Source organism: Pseudomonas sp. Z2-11, from assembly GCF_054161305.1.
Genome location: NZ_CP096395.1, coordinates 1,912,004 through 1,930,325, shown reverse-complemented (window position 1 = coordinate 1,930,325; position 18,322 = coordinate 1,912,004). Strand labels below are relative to the sequence as shown.

Sequence of the window (18,322 nt, the reverse complement as noted above, 5' to 3'; positions counted from 1 at the left end):
GCCCGAGGAAAAAGCTGGAATGCACACAATGTGGAGGTGATTGCCTTCGCTTTCAAGACGAACGTCCTACACGCCTTGCAGACTTTGACGCTGCGAAGGGACTAACGGTCGAAAAAAATCGAAAATACTTACGCTAAACGCCGAATAGCCTGTCGCCCTGTCCGGTGATGGCCTCTATACTAGCTCCCCGTTTGTGCACCGCTCTAGTGCATTCGGCTGGAGCGCGACACGTCCTCTCACCCTCCATTCAGAGCCGCGCAATAATGAGCCTGTTTTCCGCTGTCGAATTGGCACCACGCGACCCCATCCTGGGCCTCAACGAAGCTTTCAACGCCGACCCCCGTACCAATAAGGTCAACCTGGGCGTGGGTGTTTACTGCAACGAGGAAGGGCGCATTCCGTTGCTGCGCGCCGTGGTCGAAGCCGAGACGATTCGCGTGGCTCAGCATGTTTCTCGCGGTTACCTGCCGATCGACGGCATTGCCGCCTATGACCAGGCAGTCCAGACCCTGCTGTTCGGCAAGGATTCCCCGCTGATCGCATCGGGCCGCGTCATTACCACCCAGGCCGTGGGCGGCACGGGCGCACTGAAAATCGGTGCCGACTTCCTCAAGCAATTGCTGCCGGACGCGGTCGTGGCCATCAGCGACCCAAGCTGGGAAAACCACCGCGCGCTGTTCGAAACCGCCGGTTTCCCGGTGCAGAACTATCGTTACTACGACGCCGCTACCCACGACGTGAACCGCAGCGGCCTGCTGGAAGACCTCAACGCCCTGCCCGACCGTTCGATCGTTGTGCTGCATGCCTGCTGCCACAACCCGACCGGCGTGGACCTGAGCCCGGAAGACTGGAAAAACGTCCTGGCCGTGGTCAAGGCCAAGAACCACGTGCCGTTCCTGGACATGGCCTACCAAGGCTTTGGCAAAGGCATCGACGAAGACGCGGCGGCCGTGCGCTTGTTCGCCGAGTCGGGCCTGACCTTCTTCGCCTCCAGCTCGTTCTCCAAGTCGTTCTCCCTGTACGGCGAGCGTGTCGGCGCGCTGTCGATTGTCAGCGAGTCGAAGGAAGAAAGCACCCGCGTGCTGTCCCAGGTCAAGCGCGTGATCCGCACCAACTACTCCAACCCGCCGACCCACGGCGCCAGTATCGTCGCCGCCGTGCTCAACAGCCCTGAGCTGCGCGCACAGTGGGAAGAAGAGCTGGCCGAAATGCGCCTGCGCATTCGTGGCATGCGTGAGCAGATGGTCGACATGCTGGCCAAGGCCGCGCCGCATCACGACTTCAGCTTCGTCGCCCGCCAGAGCGGGATGTTCTCCTACTCCGGCCTGACCGTTGAACAAGTGACCCGCCTGCGCAACGAGTTCGGCATCTATGCCCTGGACACCGGCCGCATCTGCGTGGCCGCGCTGAACCAGAACAACATCAATGCGGTGACCAAGGCCATCGTCCAGGTTATCTGACGCTTTCGGCCTCGGATGAAAAAAGGGAAGCCATTGGGCTTCCCGTTTTTTTGAATCTGCTTGCCAAGTCAGGTGCCCCTAACCTGTGGCGAGGGGATTTATCCCCGCTGGGCTGCGAAGCAGCTCCCAAGCAGATCGACTCAATCAACCTGCCCCACCGCGCCAGACGACTTCAGGACTGCTACGCAGCCCAACGGGGATAAATCCCCTCGCCACAAAAAGCATCCAGCTCTGCACTCTCTGTTCCAGGCATGTGCGTCGAGCCTACAGCTCCGTCGCCCGCTGGCTCGCCGCATCGTCGTAGATGACATACAACGACTCGGCGACCTGGCTCTTGATCGCCTTGGTACTTTCGAGCCCCAGGACAAAACCCTCGGCCTTGCCACCGGCGCGGTTCAGTTCTTCGGGGGTGCTGGCCTGGGTGATGGCGTCGTACAGTTTTTCAGCGTGAGGCCCCACGCCCTTGGGCAGACTGATCTGGGCGGTGCTCACAGGAACACCTCGGCGCAATCGATTGTGTGAAGTGGTAACAGATGGTTCATGGCGCGTCCCTTGATGTCGGCGAATGGCCGGCAGCGCGTCCTGCCACTTCCGGGCGTCCATGGTAGCCCTCTCGCGCCGTCGCGGTAACTGCCAATTGTTGATTGGACACCGATGGGCTTCAAGCCGCTCCGTGCGCAACAGATGCTTGACTTCTCTTTTCCAATCAGTAACATACGCGCCATTCCGCGATAGCTCAGTTGGTAGAGCAAGTGACTGTTAATCACTGGGTCCCTGGTTCGAGTCCAGGTCGTGGAGCCAGACAGCAACAGAAAAAGCCCCTGAATCGAAAGATCCAGGGGCTTTTTTGTGAGCGTTTTTCAGCCAAACGGCGACTGATCGCCGTATACCGCCTGGCTGAGGTCGCTACCGGAACAATAATCTGGCGCCAACCAGGCACTATGGTCTGAATCCTGCTTTATTTTTCGACGACTCAAGCTGTCACGAGCGTGTCATGGCAGTGCCGCAACCTGTCAACGTCCGCCGCCGCAGCTCATAACAACAAGGACGAAGCCATGCCCACACAAAATCCCCACCGCATCGTCGGCCTGTGCACTTCCAGCAAGGTCTACAACGTACTGACCGAGCTCAAGCACCTGGAAGGCCACCGCAGCGCCAAGTTCCTTTCCCTGCTCGCGGAAAACCTGGTTCGCAAGGGCCTGCTCAATGAACAGGAAGTGGTGCACATGCTCGACCTGGTGGTCGATTGAGCGGCATCGATTCCTACTATTGAAGCGGTTGATTTTTCCCCATCCCGTATGAGCCGTAAGGTAACCCCATCGACTGATGGAGGTTTCCCATGCCCAAGGTTCAAATCATGTCTGTCATTGGCAGCGCCGTCCCCGCCCCACTTCGGGAGCGCGGACTGTTGGCTTGCTGGTATCTGGTGCAGGATGGCGTCACCGTCAGCGGCCCGCTGACTTCCCTGCCCGCCGCCCAGGCCTTGTCGCAACGTATCGGTCCGTACCTGTTGAGCGCCTAGGGCAACTGCACCCGCGGCTTGCCCTCGACGAACAGCGCCCAGCAGGACATGAACAGCGCGGCGATCAGTGGCCCGATGACAAAACCATTGAGGCCGAATACGGCCAACCCGCCGAGCGTCGAAATCAGGACCATGTAGTCGGGCATCTTGGTGTCCTTGCCGACGAGGATCGGGCGCAGGAAGTTGTCCACCAGGCCAATCACGAAGACCCCGAACAGCGCCAGCACCACGCCCTGCCAGATCGCCCCCGACAGCAGGAAATACACCGCCACTGGCACCCAGACAATGCCCGCCCCCACCGCCGGCAGCAGCGACAGGAAAGCCATCAGCACCGCCCACGGCAACACCGTCGGGATACCCAGGATCCAGAAAATCAGGCCCCCCAGGGCGCCCTGAGTGATCGCCACCAACAGGTTGCCCTTCACCGTCGCCCGCACCACCCGGTTGAACTTCAATTGCAGGCGGCGCTTCTGGTGCTCGGCCAGCGGAACGGCCGAGCGCACCTTGCGCACCAGCTCCGCGCCGTCACGCAGGAAAAAGAACAACAGGTAGAGCATCACGAAGAAGCTCACCAGGAACTGGAACGTACCCTGGCCGAAACTGAACGCCTGGGTGGCGAAAAATTCGCTGCCCTGCATGGCGCTCTTGACGATTTTGTCCCGCAAGCCACTCAGGTTGCCCAGGCCGAAGCGGTCAAGCAGGTGCTGGAAGAACGGCGGCAACGCCTCCTTGAAACGCGCCAGGTAATCGGCGACGTCCAGCTCGCCACTTTCCAGGCTCTTGTACAGCGCTGCCCCTTCCTGGACGAGCAAGGTACTGATGACGATCACCGGCAAAATGGCGATCACCACGCAGATGCTCAGGGTGAACAGTGCCGTGACATTGCGCGGCCAGCCGAACTTGAACTGCAAGCGACGTTGCAGCGGCGCAAAGACGATGCCCAGGATGACGGCCCAGAATACCGCCCCATAAAACGGCAGCAGAATCCAGACGAAGGCAATGCTGACCAGGATCAGCAACAGCATCTGCGACTTGTTTTGGAGGTTCTTTCGGTTCATGTGCTTTCCATGTCATTGGCAGATAGACGTTAGTCCGCCAGGACTCGCCGGAGTGCCGTCGCGTCTGCCATATGCCGGCCTTCGAGGTCGCGCCGGGGGATGGGAATGTGGTTCGGGCTGTTGATGCGCGATGCGCGCGAGCTGCCTGCCTGATTACTGTGGCGAGGGGATTTATCCCCGCTGGGCTGCGAAGCAGCCCCTAAGACAGACTGCGCGGAACATCAGGCAAGTCGTATTGGCTTTTTTTGGGGCCGCTTCGCAGCCCAACGGGGATAAATCCCCTCGCCACAACAGTGCATGACATGAATCGACGGAACGATTTGCCCGGCAGAAACTGCCGAAGGCTGCGATCCTCCGCTTCCGATAGGGCCTGGTAGCCCAGGCGAAAACATCTGGATCGAAAGCGAAAGATCGCAGCCTTCGGCAGCTCCTGCTGCGCTCGGATCAGATCCGGAACTGCCCCACCAGTTTGCCCAGGCGCTGGCCCAGATCGGCCAGGCTGCGAGAAGTCTGGGCGCTGAGCTGGGTTTCGTCGGCGACAGTGTCCACCGCCACGGCAATCTGATGCACGCTGCGGTTGATTTCTTCAGCCACCGCGGTCTGCTCCTCGGCGGCGCTGGCGATCTGGGCGTTCATCGAGTTGATGGTGCCGATCAGTTGCGCCATGGTGTCCAGGGAGGCGCCCGCCTCGTTGGCCCGTTCCGAGGTGCCGTCGCCGGCCTCGCTGGAACGGCGCATCGCTTCCACCGCGGCATGGGTACCCGATTGCAGGCGATCGATCATGCCCTGGATTTCCTGGGTGCTTTGCTGGGTCCGGCTGGCGAGGGCGCGGACTTCGTCGGCAACCACCGCAAACCCGCGGCCCGCCTCACCGGCACGCGCAGCCTCGATGGCCGCGTTGAGGGCCAGCAGGTTGGTCTGCTCGGCAATCGAACGGATCACACCGAGCACGCTGACAATCGAGGCCACATCCTGTTGCAGGCTGTCCAGGGACACGCCGCTGCTGCGGATATCGTTCACCAGCGCATGAATCTGCTGGATGCTGCCGGCCACCACGCGCTTGGCGGACTGGCCTTCTTCATCGGTCTGCTGGGCCGCGACGGCTGCGCCCTGGGCACTGCGGGCGACTTCCTGGGCGGCGGAGGACATTTCGTTGATCGCCGTGGCGACCTGGTCGGTCTCGTGGCGCTGGCGCTCCATGGCCTGCTCGGAACGCTGGGCCTGCTCGGACACCTGCGTCACCAGGCCGGTCAGTTGCGAGGTCATGTCGGTGATCTGCCTTACCAGGCCGTGGATCTTGTCGACGAAGCGGTTGAAGGAACCGGCCAGTTGGCCCAGTTCGTCCTGGCTGGTAATCGCCAGGCGCCGGGTCAGGTCGCCCTCGCCCGCGGCGATGTCATCGAGGTTGTCCTTCATCAGGTGCAGCGGACGCAGGATGGTATTGGCGAGCACCAGGCCCACCACCGCGATCACCAGCAGTACCACCGCGGCGATCCCGACGATGCTCAGGATCACGCCTTGCAGGCGATCGTGGACCTTGGCTTCCACCAGCGCCACCTGACCTTCAATGCCGTCGAGGTTGACCGAGCTGCCGACCGCCAGGTCCCACTTGGCCAGGTATTCGGTGTAGCCGAGCTTGGGCACCAGGTCCTTGCTGCCGGGCAGCGGCGAGCTGTATTCCAGATAATGCGTGCCGTCCTTGGCGACCTTCACCAGGTCACGGTTGACGTAGACGCCGTTCGGGTCGCGGTTGTCCTTGAAACTCTTGCCCACGCCATCGGGGCTGTTGGCCTTGAACAGGCGAATGGTCTCGGAGTCGTAGCCGAAGAAGTAGCCGTCCTTGCCGTAGCTGATGTTCGACAGCAACTTGATTGCCTGGGCGCGCGCCTCGTTATCGCCAGGCGCGGCGGCATCGTACAGCGGCTTGATCGCCGTAAGGCCGACCGCGACGTAATTCTGCAGCGTGGCCTTGGCCTCGCTGAGCAGACGTTCGCGGGTTTGCTGGACTTCCTTGCTGGCCTGTTCCTTCAAGATGAACGCCGTGGTCAGGCTGATGATCACCGCGGACAGCAATACCGGCAGGATTGCCAGGGACAGGACTTTAGCCTTCAGGCTCAGGCGCATGCTGTTCACTCTTGTTGGTTTTATGGCGTGGTTAACTGGGTTAACGGCAGCGCACGATAAAACTGTAGGACAAGGTGGACAGTCGGTTGGCAGGGTCGCTGGATTCAAGGGCCCCATCGCGAGCAGGCTCGCGAAGAAGACAACCCGGTCTCTGAAGCTACAACACCATCGCCGCCACCCAACCAAACGCCAGCAATGGCAGGTTGTAGTGGAGGAACGTCGGGACCACGGTGTCCCAGATGTGGTGATGCTGGCCGTCGATGTTCAGGCCGGAGGTCGGGCCGAGGGTCGAATCCGAGGCAGGCGAGCCGGCATCGCCCAGGGCACCAGCGGTGCCGACGATGCAGACGATCGCCAGCGGGCTGAAGCCCAGTTGCAGGCACAGCGGCACAAAAATGGTCGCCAGGATCGGCACCGTGGAAAACGACGAGCCGATCCCCATCGTCACCAGCAGCCCGACCAGCAACATCAACAGCGCACCGATGCCCTTGTTGTGGCCGATCCAGGCCGCCGAAGTTTCCACCAGGCTTTGCACCTCACCGGTGGCCTTCATCACTTCGGCGAAGCCCGAGGCGGCGATCATGATGAAGCCAATCATCGCCATCATCTTCATGCCTTCGGTGAACAGGTCGTCCGTCTCGCGCCAGCGCACCACGCCCGACACCGAGAAAATCAGGAAACCGGCCAGGGCGCCGATGATCATCGAATCGAGCAGGAGCTGGATGGCGAATGCCGCCGCGATTGCCAACCCGGCGACCAACAGGCTGAGCGGGTTGTAGCGCACGGCCACCTGCTCGGCCCTGGCGATCTTTTTCAGATCGTAGACGCGTTTCTTCCGATAGCTGACAACCGACAGCACCAGCCCGAACACCATGCCCAGCGCCGGGATGCCCATCGCATGGGTGACGTTGATGCCACTGACATCGACACCGCTGCGGGCGATGTTGGCGAGCAGGATTTCGTTGAGGAAGATATTGCCGAAGCCCACCGGCAGGAACATGTAGGGGGTGATCAGGCCGAAAGTCATGACGCAAGCGATCAGCCGACGGTCCAGTTGCAGCTTGGTCAGCACATAAAGCAGTGGCGGCACCAGCAGCGGAATGAAGGCGATATGGATCGGCAGGATATTCTGCGAGGCCACCGCGACCGTACCCAGCAGGCCGATAAGCAGCCATTTGACGCCCGTGCCGCCGGCGGTGTCCTGGCGGTCGACCATGGCCAGGACCTTGTCGGCCAAGGCATGGGCCATGCCGGACTTGGCAATCGCCACCGCAAAGGCGCCCAGCAGAGCGTAGGACAACGCCACCGTTGCGCCGCCGCCAAGGCCCGCATTGAAGGCCTTGAGCGTTGCCTCGATCCCCAGGCCACCTACCAAGCCACCCACCAGCGCGCCGATAATCAGCGCGATCACCACATGCACGCGGGACAGGCTGAGTACCAGCATGACGCCAACCGCGGCAATTACTGCATTTATCATCGTTACCTCAAAGCACAGCGATGGAAAGCCACCGGACAAAAAGGTCGCGACTTTGCAGCAAGCGGCGGCAAGCTGCAAGGGTCATGCGGCGGGATTTGCAGTCACTCGCAGCGTTTGAATCCACCACATTGCCCCTGTGGGAGCGAGCTTGCTCGCGATAGCGTCGGGTCAGTTACGAAAGTGTCGACTGACAAGCCGCTATCGCGAGCAAGCTCGCTCCCACAGGAGATGCAGCCATGGCTTCAGCGCTTGGGCAGCTCAATCATTACGTTCAACCCGCCCCACTCGCTGTCGCCCAACGCTAATGTCCCGCCCCAGGTGTCGACGATGTCGCGCACGATACCCAGCCCCAGGCCATGGCCGTCGGTCTGCTCATCCAGGCGCGTGCCGCGGCTGAAGACCTGGTCGCGGCGATCCGGCGGGATGCCGGGGCCATCGTCTTCCACCGCGAGGTGGAAACCCACGAGCGTCTCGCTCACGGTCAGGCGCACTTCGGCGTCGGCCCATTTGCAGGCGTTGTCCAGCAGGTTGCCCAGCAGTTCCAGCAGGTCTTCGCGATCCCAGGGCAGGTGCAAGCCGGGCGGCGCGACATAAGCCAGGTGCAGATGCTCGCCGTGGATCATGTTCAGCGTCGCCAGCAGACCCGGCAGTTCGGCGTCGCAATCCAGGTGCGCGCCGGGCAAGGCATCGCCGGACAGGCGCGCACGGTTGAGTTCGCGGTTCAGGCGCTGGCGAACCTGCTCGAGTTGATCCAGCAGCAACTTGCGCAACTCGGGATAAGGGTCGAGCTTCTCGTTCGACGCCAGGCTTTGCAGTACCGCCAGAGGCGTCTTCAAGGCATGGCCAAGGTTACCCAGGGCGTTGCGCGAACGCTTGAGGCTGTCTTCGGTATGGGCCAGCAAATGGTTGATCTGCGCCACCAGCGGCTCCAGTTCCCTGGGCACTTGTTCGTCGAGTTGTGAACGCTGGCCGCGTTGCAACTGGGCAATCTGCTCCCGGGCCTTCTCCAACGGCCGCAAGGCGCGCTGCACCGTGAGCCGCTGCAAGAGCAGGATCAGCAGCAACCCCGCCAAGCCGAGGCCGAGGCCGACCTGCTGCATCCGCAGGAAACTGTCGCGCACCGGCGTGTAGTCCTGCGCCACGCTGATGGAAATCGCCTGGCCCAGGCGCCGGTAGTCCGTGCGCAGCACCAGCAGTTTCTGGCCTTCGGGGCCCAGTTGCAGGTTGCTGTGCAGCCCCGGATGGTCGAGCCGCGGCAGTTCCTGGTCCCAGAGGGAACGGGAGCGCCAATGCTCGTCGGCAAAATCGATGCGGAAGTAATGCCCGGAGAACGGTCGCAGGTAAGCTGGCGACAAGCGTCGCTCGTCCAGTTGCAACCCTTGCGGGCCACGGACCAGGGCCACCAGCAGGTTCTCGCTGTCATTGCGCAACCCCGCTTCGAGGTAGCGCTGCAAACCCAACTCGAACAACCACAGGCTGGTCTGCGCGAGGACCAGGCCGACCACCACCATCACACCGATCAGGCCCAGGCTCAGGCGCCGCTGGATGGATCTCACTGCGCCTGTCCGCCGAACAGGTAACCCTGGCCGCGACGGGTTTCGATCACGCTGCGTCCGAGCTTGCGGCGCAGGTGATTGACGTGGACCTCCAGCACATTCGAATCGCGCTCGGTTTCACCGTCATAAAGATGCTCGGCGAGGTGGCTTTTGGAAAGGATCTGCTCGGGGTGGAGCATGAAATAGCGCAACAGCCTGAATTCGGCGGCGGTCAGCTGGATCTCGGCGCCGTCGCGAATCACGCATTGCCGGCCTTCGTCGAGGTGCAATCCCGCCGCTTGCAGCGTCGGCTGGTTGACCTGGCCGTGGGAGCGACGCAACAGCGCCTGGATGCGCAGGTGCAGTTCTTCAGGGTGAAAGGGTTTGGTCAGGTAATCATCGGCCCCGGCCTTGAGTCCTTCGATGCGCTCGGCCCAGGAGCCACGCGCGGTGAGAATAAGTACCGGGGTGGTCAGGCCGCCAGCGCGCCATTGCGCCAGCACCTCGAGCCCCGGCACCCCCGGCAGCCCAAGATCGAGAATGATCAGGTCGTAGGGCTCGCTGCTGCCCTGATACACCGCGTCGCGCCCGTCGGCGAGCCAATCGACCGCGTAGCCCTGCCGGGCGAGCCCGGCCATCAGTTCGTCGGCCAGGGGAACATGGTCTTCCACCAGTAGCAGGCGCATCAGTCTTCCTTATCTTTGAGTAGGCGGCCGGTCGCGGCCTCCAGGTCCAGTTCGCGCACGACGCCGTCGGTGTCCAGCAGCTCGACTTCGTAGATGTAGACGCCGTGCTTTTCTTCCAGCTCGGCTTCCAGCAACTTGGCACCGGGATGGCGGTCCAGCGCCTGTTGCAGCAGATGTTCCAAGGGCAGGATCACGCCCTGCTGACGCAGTTGCAGGGCCTCGTCCTGGTCCAGGTCGCGGGCCACGGCCACCGAACAGCACACCAGCAGCGCCAGCGCCCAACGATTGCGGGCGCGCAGATTAAGCTTCATTACGTATCCTGATGATTCTTCAGCACCTCGCCAGTGACGGCGTCGAGTTCCAGATCCCACTCGATGCCCTTGGCATCACGCAGATCCACTTTGTAGCGGTACTTGCCGTATTCCTCTTCCAGCTCGGTATCGGTCACCGTGGCGCCAGTGTGTTTGGCCAGGGCAGCGGCGTTGAGCTGATCAAAAGGCAGGATGGTACCAGCGTCCAGCAATTTTTGGGCTTCAGTGGCATCGAGGTCCCTGGCTTGAGCCGGACCTGTACCGATGACCATGAGCGCCGCGATGAAAAAGGCAGTGAGGCGGTTCACGGGTTATCTCCTTTTTATAATCTTCAGCGGGGAACTGTATCGGGACGAACTTAACTGAAACTGAATTGCCATCATTGAATCTGGGTCAATTTTGCTCGCGCTGGCGTCAGGTCAGTCATCAAAACTGACAACTGACACAGCGTCATCGCGGGCAAGCTCGCTCCCACAGGGTTTCTGTGTCGCTATAATCAGCCGCTTGCACGTATTCGAGACCGGTATGACCGCCATTCACATCAAGTTCCCCGCGCTGACTCTGAAGGCCGGCCCTCGCGCCTTCAAGCGCATCCGCCAGGCAGGCCTTCAGGCCGCCGATGTCGGCATCCTGCCGGGCGCCGCCGGAGGGCCGAAGGCCTTGGGTATCCAGGGGCTGGACCTGGCGCTGTTCGGCGAATGGCTGCCCGCCGCGCCGCGGGAGCGCTCGCTGATCGGTGCATCGGTCGGCTCCTGGCGCTTCGCCAGCGCCTGTCTGCCGGACGCCGCCGAGGGCATTCGCCGCCTGGGCACCCTGTATAACGAGCAGAGCTTCGCCAAAGGCGTGACCATGGCCGGGGTCAGCCAGAGCTCGCAGCGCATGCTCGACGACCTGCTTGAAGGTCGCGACCTGACGATCCTCGACAATCCGCATTACCGGCTCAACATCATCGTAGTCAAGAGTCATGGCCTGTTGGCGCAGGACCATCGCGGCCGGCTGGGCCTGGGGCTGTCCTCGGTGGTCGCCGACAACCTGCGCGGCCGGGCGCGGCTGTCGCGGCATTTCGAAAGGCTGATCATCCACGACCCGCGCCTGGCTCCCCCGCTCCATCCGCTGACGGACTTCCCCTCGCGCTTCGTGCCGCTGGAGGCCGGCAACCTGCGCCAGGCACTGCTGGCGTCGGGCTCGATCCCGATGACCATGGAAGGCGTGCGCGACCTGCCCGGCGCCGGCGCGGGCACCTACCGCGATGGCGGCCTGCTGGACTACCACCTTGACCTGCCCTATAGCGGCGAGGACATCGTGCTTTATCCGCACTTCACCGATCGGGTCATTCCCGGCTGGTTCGACAAAGGCCTGCCATGGCGCCGAGGCGATACCTCGCGCTTGCAGGATGTTCTGCTGCTGGCGCCGTCCCGCGAATACCTGGCTCGCCTGCCCTACGGCAAACTGCCGGACCGCAACGACTTCAAGCGTTTCATGGGCGATGACCCGGCCCGCCGCAAATACTGGCGCACCGCAATGGACGAAAGCCGCCGGCTCGGCGACGAGTTCCTCGAACTGACCGCCAACGGTGGGCTGGGCGAGCGTTTGCTGACCCTTTAGTCAGCACGCTCGCGCAACGCGGTGATAACTATGAGACAGCCCGGATGGAGTGCTTGCCTGAATGCGCATAAAAAGACCAAAATAAAGCACTTTTAAAGGAGCCATCTTCATGCAAATCGTCTTGGCTGATGTAGCCGTCAGCGTATCGGAACTGAAGAAAAATCCGTCCGCGGTCCTGAGTGGCGCGAACGGCTCACCTGTGGCCGTGCTGAACCATAACCGCGTGATGGGCTACATGGTACCGGCGGAGGTCTACGAAGCGATGATAGAGCGCCTGGACGAGTTGGAGCTGGCCCAAGTGGTCAAAGCGCGGATCGAGGCCAACGAACCGCGGGTACGCGTATCGCTCGATGACCTTATTGGCGAGGCTGAGGCTGATATCGCCAATGGGCGTTGAATATGGAGTCGAATGGGACCCGAAGGCTCTGAAAGAACTGCGAAAACTGGACGGTGCGGTCCGTCTGCAGCTTTTGAAAAAACTCCAGGAGCGACAAGGGCACCCTCGCGTACCGGGCGATGCTCTTCACGGGATGAAGGATTGTTACAAGATCAAGTTACGCGGGGCTGGGTATCGACTCGTGTATCGCATAGAGGAGGAGCGGATCGTCATTCTGGTAATAGCGGTTGGCAAGCGAGAGCGCAGCGGCGTCTACGCTTCAGCCAAGACCCGCTAGGACAGCCAGGTTTGCTGACCCTTTAGTCAGCACGCTCGCGCAACGCGGGGATCAAACTGATAAACTGCGCCGCCTGCCTCGCGACCGTCCATTTAAAGAGCCAAATCTGTGGAAATCTTCAAAGAGTTCACCTTCGAATCCGCCCACCGCCTGCCCCACGTACCGGAAGGCCACAAGTGCGGACGCCTGCATGGTCATTCGTTCAAGGTGGCGATCCACCTCAGCGGCGACATCGACCCGCACACCGGCTGGATTCGCGACTTCTCGGAAATCAAGGCGATCTTCAAGCCGCTCTACGAGCGCCTGGACCACAACTACCTCAACGACATCCCCGGTCTGGAAAACCCTACCAGCGAAGTCCTGGCCAAGTGGATCTGGAACGAGTTGAAGCCGCTGCTGCCGGAACTCAGCGCCATCCGCATCCACGAGACCTGCACCAGCGGCTGCATCTACCACGGCGAATGAACCTGGCGTCCTTTGTGTCTATCCTCCTTGGTTCGGATCTACCAAGAGGACACCATCATGACCCACTGGCCGCTGGATCAGGAATACGACTTCAACGGGCACCCCATCCGCTACGCCATTCACGGCGACGGCGCGCCGTTGGTGTTTGTCCATGGCACGCCGTTCTCCTCTTATGTATGGCACCGGATCGCCCCGCTGTTTTTCGCCACGCACAAGGTTCATTACTTCGACCTGTTGGGTTATGGCCAATCCGCGCAACCCGATGCAGACGTGTCCCTCGGTGTTCAGAACCGGCTGCTTGCCCGACTGCTGGAGCATTGGAAGCTGGATTGCCCGGACGTCATCGCTCATGACTTTGGCGGCGCCACGGCCCTGCGCACCCATCTGCTCGATGGCAAGGATTACCGCAGCCTGACCCTGATCGACCCGGTAGCCTTGTCGCCTTGGGGCTCTGCGTTCGTGCAACACGTACGCCAGCACGAAGCGGCGTTCAGCGGCCTGCCCGACTACATCCAGCGGGCCATCGTGCCGACCTATATCCGTGGCGCGATCAAGCGCTGCATTACCGATGAAGAGCTCTCCCCGTACGTCCAGCCCTGGCTCGGCGAAACCGGCCAGGCCGCGCTCTACCGGCAGATTGCGCAGATGGACGAGCGTTACACCGACGAGGTCCAGGACCTTTATCCGAAGGTACGCTGCCCAACGCAGATCCTTTGGGGCGAGGATGACCAGTGGATCCCCATCGAGCGCGGCCGGGCGTTGCACAAGATGATCCCGGGGGCGCTGTTCCATCCTGTACCGAATGCCGGGCATCTGGTCCAGGAGGACGCGCCGGAAGCGATCGTCGCGGCGGTGATGCGGTTCTTGCCGTCGCACTCGCCTGCCTGAGGGCCCCCCTACAACCTTTTGTGGGAGCGAGCCTGCTCGCGAAAGCGTCCGATCAGTCACATAGTCATCGACTGATCTACCGCATTCGCGAGCAGGCTCGCTCCCACAAGGTACTTCTGGGTAACACGATCCGTGTTCCAACTTGATCCACTCCCTGCACCGCTTTTGCTCCTCGAAGCCCACCCGACCCACCCGTTGGCTATAAATAACCGGCAATCACTCGTTTGGCACGGCCGCTGCACGCTTGCGACATTCCCTCCTCTGCAAGGACCGCCACATGACTCAGAACGATCCCGGTAACGACTACCCCTTGAGCGAAGTCCCGATGCACGCCCGCAAGGGCCTCGCCTCCACGGCCATGGTGCTGCTGGGTTTCACTTTTTTCACCGCGACCATGTTTGCCGGCGGCAAGTTGGGCGTGGCGTTCGGTTTCGCCGAGATGCTCGGCGTGATTGTCATCGGCAACCTGCTGCTGGGGCTGTACGCGGCCAGCCTGGGTTACATCGCCTTCAAGAGCGGGCTCAATTCAGTGTTGATGGGCCGCTTCTGTTTTGGCGAGGTGGGCAGCAAGCTCAGCGACTTGATCCTGGGCTTCACCCAGATCGGCTGGTACGCCTGGGGCACGGCCACTGCGGCGGTGGTGCTGGGCAAGTATTTCGAATTGAGCCAGGGCACCGTTCTGGGGTTGATGGTGCTGTTCGGGCTGGGCTTCTGCGCCACGGCCTACATCGGCTATCGCGGGCTGGAAATCCTCTCGTACGTCGCCGTCCCGGCGATGATGCTGTTGCTGATCCTCTCGATGTGGGTTGCCACGCAGCAGGTCGGTGGCCTCGATGGCCTGCTCGCGGTAGTGCCCACCGGCAGCCTCGACTGGTCGACCGCGATCACGCTGGTGTTCGGCACGTTCGTCAGCGGCGCCACCCAGGCGACCAACTGGACGCGCTTTTCCCGTTCGGCAAAGGTCGCGGTGCTGGCCAGCCTGATCGGTTTTTTTCTCGGCAATGGCCTGATGGTGCTGATCGGCGCCTACGGAGCCATCGTCTACCAGCAGCCCGATGTGGTCGAAGTCTTGCTGCTGCAAGGTTTCGCCATGGCGGCGATGGCGATGCTTCTGCTCAACATCTGGAGCACCCAGGACAACACGATCTACAACTTTGCCGTGGCCGGCTGCAACCTGCTGCGCACCCGCCGACGCAAGACCGTCACACTGGCCGGCGCGGTGATCGGCACGCTGCTGGCGCTGCTGGGCATGTACGATTTGCTGGTGCCGTACCTGATCCTGCTCGGCACCGTGATCCCACCGATTGGCGGGGTGATCATGGCCGACTTCTTCTTCCGCTGGCGTGGTCGCTATCCGCGCCTGGCCGCGGCGCAACTGCCGGCCTTCAACTGGCCCGGGCTGTGTGCTTACGGCGTCGGCACGGTGGCCGCCTTCAATTCACCCTGGGTCGCGCCGCTGGTAGGAATCGCCACCGGCGCGCTAACGTATGTGCTATTGATCGGCGTGATGGGTATTCGCACCGCTGACGCGCCTCTACAAGACCTATAAAGGACTCGCTTGATGCACATCATCAACGCCCGCCTGCGCAACCGCGAAGGCTTGCATGAACTGCACCTGGAAAACGGCCTGATCGCCAGCATCGCCCGCCAGACCGAGGCCCCCAGCCTGGGCCCCGAAGACCTCGACGCCGGCGGCAACCTGGTGGTGCCGCCCTTCGTCGAGCCGCACATTCACCTGGACGCCACCCTGACTGCCGGCGAACCGCGCTGGAACATGAGCGGTACGCTGTTCGAAGGTATCGAGTGCTGGGGCGAACGCAAGGCCACCATCACCCACGAAGACACCAAAACCCGCGCCAGGAAGACGCTCCAGGCCCTCGCCGCCCATGGTATCCAGCATGTGCGCACCCACGTCGACGTGACCGACCCGACGCTCACCGCGCTCAAGGCAATGCTGGAAGTGCGCGAGGAAAGCCGTCATCTGGTCGACATGCAGATCGTCGCGTTTCCCCAGGAGGGCATCGAGTCCTACCGCAGCGGTCGCGAACTGATGGAAGAAGCCATCCGCATGGGCGCCGACGTGGTGGGCGGCATTCCGCATTTCGAGTACACCCGCGATCAAGGCGTCAGCTCGGTGAAATTCCTCATGGACCTGGCCGAGCGCACCGGCTGCCTGGTGGATGTGCATTGCGACGAAACCGACGACCCGCACTCGCGCTTCCTCGAGGTACTCGCCGAAGAGGCCCGCAGCCGCGACATGGGCGCCCGGGTCACCGCCAGCCACACCACGGCCATGGGCTCCTACGACAACGCCTACTGCGCCAAGCTGTTCCGCCTGCTCGGGCACTCGGGCATCAGCTTTGTATCGTGCCCCACCGAAAGCATTCACCTGCAAGGACGCTTCGACAACTTCCCCAAACGCCGTGGCGTCACCCGGGTCAATGAACTGCTCGAAGCCGGGATGAACGTCTGCTTCGGCCAGGACTCGATCGTCGACCCGTGGTATCCGTTGGGCAATGGCAACATCCTGCGTGTGCTCGAAGCCGGGCTGCACATCTGCCATATGCTCGGCTACCGCAACCTGCAAAGCGCTTTGGACCTGGTCACTGACAACAGCGCCAAGGCCATGGCCCTGGGCGAACGTTACGGACTGGAACCCGGACGCCCGGCGAACCTGCTGATCCTCTCGGCCGACAGCGACTACGAAGTGATCCGCAGCCAGGGCCTGCCGCTTTACTCGATTCGCAATGGTGAAGTGTTGATGAAGCGGCAGATGCCGGTGGTGGAGTTTCCCCCCCGGGCAGGTTGACGTAGCGGAACCAACGGCAACGACTCCAAGAAAAAAACCATCGACCTGTCAGGTCTGACAGGTGACCGCGCTCCGAGCCCGCCTCAAAGTGATCGTCACCGATCACTTGAGGAAACGGCCATGAAAAGGACGTCACTGCCGGGCTTGCTGCTGGGCATTGTTTTAGCTATGCCAGCGATGGCTGCAACCACCGATGCCGTGCGTAATGGCAGCGCAGAGGAAATCCTGCTGCAAGGCTTTCACTGGAACTCCAGCCGCAACACGGAAAAGTGGTACCCGGTGCTCTCGCGCATGGCCAACACGATTGGCGCCGACGGCTTTAGCGCCATCTGGATGCCACCGCCATGGGCGGATCAATCAAGTTGGAACAACGGGACCGTTTCGGGGGGCGGCGAAGGTTACTTCTGGCACAGCTTCGAGAAGGACGGCCGCTACGGTACCGACGCACAGCTGCGTCAGGCAGCGGCCGCGCTGAACAAGGCCGGGGTCAAGGTCATCTACGACGTGGTGCCCAATCACATGGCTGAACGAGACGGCCCTTCGATGTTTGTTCGAGGCAGCGGGGAGTGGCGGCAGGACTGCCGCCCTGCATGCGATGAAGGCGACGCATTCGACGAGGGCGACCCGGATCTGAATACCGGCAACCAGCGAGTAGCTGAAACCTTCAAGAATGAGTTCATCAACCTGCGCGACAACTACGGCGCGCAAGGCCTGCGCTTCGACTTCGTCCGGGGTTACGCTCCCGAAACGGTGGATAAGTGGATGGAGGCCTTCGGCAGCCAACAGTTCTGTGTCGGCGAAAACTGGAAAAGCCCTAACGAGTATCCACCGAGTGACTGGCGGCACGGCGCAAGTTGGCAGGAAGTATTAAAAGACTGGTCGGATCGCTCACACTGCCCGGTGTTCGACTTCGCGCTCAAGGAGCGCATGCAGAACGGTCCGATCGCCGAATGGCGCCATGGCCTGAACGGCAATCCAGACCCGGCCTGGCGCCGAATCGCAGTCACCTTCGTCGATAACCACGACACCGGCTACTCACCCGGCGCCTATGGCGGCCAACATCACTGGCCGGTCGCCGATGCGTTGATCAACCAGGCCTACGCCTACATTCTCAGCAGCCCCGGTACGCCGACCGTGTATTGGGCTCACATATACGACTGGCAACGGGATGAGCTGATTCGTCGGCTGATCAAATTGCGCAAGGACGCGGGTATTCGCGCCGACTCGCCAATCCGCTTCCACCCCAATTACTCGGGATTGGTGGCAACTACCAGCGGCAGCCGAAAAGCCCTGGTAATCGCCCTGCAGTCGGATCTCCAGCAGTTGCCTCAAGGGATGCAGGCAGCGGCACTGGAGTGGGACAACGGCGCCATCCGCATCTGGAGCATCCCTGCCGAACCGCCGCAGGTTTCGGTCAGCTTTCATTGCGACAACCCAGGCGCTCAGCACGGCGAAAGCGTTTACGCCGTTGGGTCGTCCCTGGAATTGGGGGCGTGGGATCCTCGCCACGCCGTGCCGCTGGAGGGTTCCAATAATCGCCGGAGCAGCGTTATCCAACTGCCTGCGCAGCAACAAGTGGAATGGAAGTGCATGGTTCGCCGCCAGGACTCTGCGGAGATTCGTTGGCAGCCAGGGCCGAACGTTTCATTCACCAGTGACACGGCCTACGAGACGACCGGGCGACTTTAAGCAGTACAGCAAAGTGGGA

The 18,322-nt window shown here is 62.0% G+C and carries 19 protein-coding genes, 1 tRNA gene and 1 pseudogene; 12 read left to right on the top strand and 9 right to left on the bottom strand.

Annotated features, from left to right (window positions below; translation table 11 throughout):
• Positions 1 to 263: 263 nt before the first annotated feature.
• On the top strand, positions 264 to 1,460 hold the full coding sequence (locus M1E16_RS08665) for an amino acid aminotransferase (protein ID WP_458129652.1): 1,197 nt from the start codon (positions 264 to 266) through the stop codon (positions 1,458 to 1,460).
• Between the two features lie 264 nt (positions 1,461 to 1,724).
• Here M1E16_RS08665 and M1E16_RS08660 read toward each other — a convergent pair whose 3' ends face one another.
• Positions 1,725 to 1,952, bottom strand: a complete 228-nt coding sequence (locus M1E16_RS08660) for a hypothetical protein (RefSeq protein ID WP_305495845.1) — start codon at positions 1,950 to 1,952, stop codon at positions 1,725 to 1,727.
• Positions 1,953 to 2,185: 233 nt separating this feature from the next.
• Here M1E16_RS08660 and M1E16_RS08655 point away from each other — a divergent pair.
• The 3 genes from M1E16_RS08655 (at position 2,186) to M1E16_RS08645 (ending at position 2,982) form a co-directional block, all read left to right on the top strand.
• Positions 2,186 to 2,261 (top strand) — tRNA-Asn (locus tag M1E16_RS08655).
• Between the two features lie 254 nt (positions 2,262 to 2,515).
• Entirely contained in the window at positions 2,516 to 2,710 is a 195-nt protein-coding gene (locus tag M1E16_RS08650; protein ID WP_305495847.1) for a hypothetical protein, read from the top strand.
• A gap of 89 nt (positions 2,711 to 2,799) precedes the next feature.
• A complete protein-coding gene (locus tag M1E16_RS08645; protein ID WP_305495849.1) occupies positions 2,800 to 2,982 on the top strand; it encodes a hypothetical protein in 183 nt (60 codons plus the stop codon).
• Here the strand turns inward: M1E16_RS08645 and M1E16_RS08640 are convergent.
• From M1E16_RS08640 to M1E16_RS08605, 8 genes and pseudogenes are all read right to left on the bottom strand, one after another.
• On the bottom strand, positions 2,979 to 4,040 hold the full coding sequence (locus M1E16_RS08640) for an AI-2E family transporter (RefSeq protein ID WP_305495852.1): 1,062 nt from the start codon (positions 4,038 to 4,040) through the stop codon (positions 2,979 to 2,981). The two genes, M1E16_RS08645 and M1E16_RS08640, sit on opposite strands and share 4 nt — an antisense overlap.
• A gap of 444 nt (positions 4,041 to 4,484) precedes the next feature.
• The gene (locus M1E16_RS08635) at positions 4,485 to 5,240 is read right to left on the bottom strand and encodes a methyl-accepting chemotaxis protein (RefSeq protein WP_458130296.1); all 756 of its coding nucleotides are present in this window, start codon (positions 5,238 to 5,240) and stop codon (positions 4,485 to 4,487) included.
• A 102-nt stretch (positions 5,241 to 5,342) separates the two neighbouring features.
• A pseudogene (locus M1E16_RS08630) lies at positions 5,343 to 6,164 on the bottom strand (cache domain-containing protein); the annotation flags it as partial.
• Positions 6,165 to 6,321: 157 nt separating this feature from the next.
• Positions 6,322 to 7,638: a Na+/H+ antiporter family protein gene (locus tag M1E16_RS08625; protein WP_458130295.1), complete on the bottom strand. Its 1,317-nt coding sequence runs from the start codon at positions 7,636 to 7,638 to the stop codon at positions 6,322 to 6,324.
• Positions 7,639 to 7,883: 245 nt separating this feature from the next.
• Complete coding sequence (locus M1E16_RS08620) at positions 7,884 to 9,197, bottom strand: ATP-binding protein (protein ID WP_458129651.1); 1,314 nt, start codon at positions 9,195 to 9,197, stop codon at positions 7,884 to 7,886.
• Positions 9,194 to 9,862 carry a response regulator transcription factor gene (locus tag M1E16_RS08615; protein ID WP_305495857.1) on the bottom strand — a complete coding sequence of 223 codons (669 nt, stop codon included), beginning with the start codon at positions 9,860 to 9,862 and terminating at the stop codon, positions 9,194 to 9,196. Before M1E16_RS08615 ends, M1E16_RS08620 begins: the two co-directional genes overlap by 4 nt.
• Positions 9,862 to 10,173: a PepSY domain-containing protein gene (locus M1E16_RS08610; RefSeq protein ID WP_434624945.1), complete on the bottom strand. Its 312-nt coding sequence runs from the start codon at positions 10,171 to 10,173 to the stop codon at positions 9,862 to 9,864. The genes M1E16_RS08615 and M1E16_RS08610 overlap by 1 nt, the downstream gene beginning before the upstream one ends.
• On the bottom strand, positions 10,173 to 10,481 hold the full coding sequence (locus tag M1E16_RS08605) for a PepSY domain-containing protein (RefSeq protein ID WP_434569227.1): 309 nt from the start codon (positions 10,479 to 10,481) through the stop codon (positions 10,173 to 10,175). The genes M1E16_RS08610 and M1E16_RS08605 overlap by 1 nt, the downstream gene beginning before the upstream one ends.
• 217 nt (positions 10,482 to 10,698) lie before the next feature.
• Between M1E16_RS08605 and M1E16_RS08600 the strand changes: the two genes are divergently transcribed.
• The 8 genes from M1E16_RS08600 (at position 10,699) to M1E16_RS08565 (ending at position 18,303) form a co-directional block, all read left to right on the top strand.
• Positions 10,699 to 11,778 carry a patatin-like phospholipase family protein gene (locus tag M1E16_RS08600; RefSeq protein ID WP_458129650.1) on the top strand — a complete coding sequence of 360 codons (1,080 nt, stop codon included), beginning with the start codon at positions 10,699 to 10,701 and terminating at the stop codon, positions 11,776 to 11,778.
• A gap of 109 nt (positions 11,779 to 11,887) precedes the next feature.
• Complete coding sequence (locus M1E16_RS08595) at positions 11,888 to 12,175, top strand: type II toxin-antitoxin system Phd/YefM family antitoxin (RefSeq protein WP_434603463.1); 288 nt, start codon at positions 11,888 to 11,890, stop codon at positions 12,173 to 12,175.
• Positions 12,165 to 12,452 (top strand): type II toxin-antitoxin system RelE family toxin, encoded by a 288-nt coding sequence (locus M1E16_RS08590; protein WP_434603461.1) that lies wholly within the window; start codon positions 12,165 to 12,167, stop codon positions 12,450 to 12,452. The genes M1E16_RS08595 and M1E16_RS08590 overlap by 11 nt, the downstream gene beginning before the upstream one ends.
• 108 nt (positions 12,453 to 12,560) lie before the next feature.
• Entirely contained in the window at positions 12,561 to 12,917 is a 357-nt protein-coding gene (gene queD / locus M1E16_RS08585; RefSeq protein WP_025212792.1) for a 6-carboxytetrahydropterin synthase QueD, read from the top strand.
• A 57-nt stretch (positions 12,918 to 12,974) separates the two neighbouring features.
• Positions 12,975 to 13,805 (top strand): alpha/beta fold hydrolase, encoded by an 831-nt coding sequence (locus tag M1E16_RS08580; protein ID WP_434699975.1) that lies wholly within the window; start codon positions 12,975 to 12,977, stop codon positions 13,803 to 13,805.
• A gap of 277 nt (positions 13,806 to 14,082) precedes the next feature.
• Positions 14,083 to 15,354: a cytosine permease gene (gene codB, locus M1E16_RS08575; RefSeq protein ID WP_305495863.1), complete on the top strand. Its 1,272-nt coding sequence runs from the start codon at positions 14,083 to 14,085 to the stop codon at positions 15,352 to 15,354.
• 12 nt (positions 15,355 to 15,366) lie between these two features.
• Complete coding sequence (gene codA, locus M1E16_RS08570) at positions 15,367 to 16,614, top strand: cytosine deaminase (RefSeq protein ID WP_434624956.1); 1,248 nt, start codon at positions 15,367 to 15,369, stop codon at positions 16,612 to 16,614.
• A 120-nt stretch (positions 16,615 to 16,734) separates the two neighbouring features.
• Positions 16,735 to 18,303, top strand: a complete 1,569-nt coding sequence (locus tag M1E16_RS08565; protein WP_458129649.1) for a glucan 1,4-alpha-maltotetraohydrolase domain-containing protein — start codon at positions 16,735 to 16,737, stop codon at positions 18,301 to 18,303.
• Positions 18,304 to 18,322 lie beyond the last annotated feature (19 nt).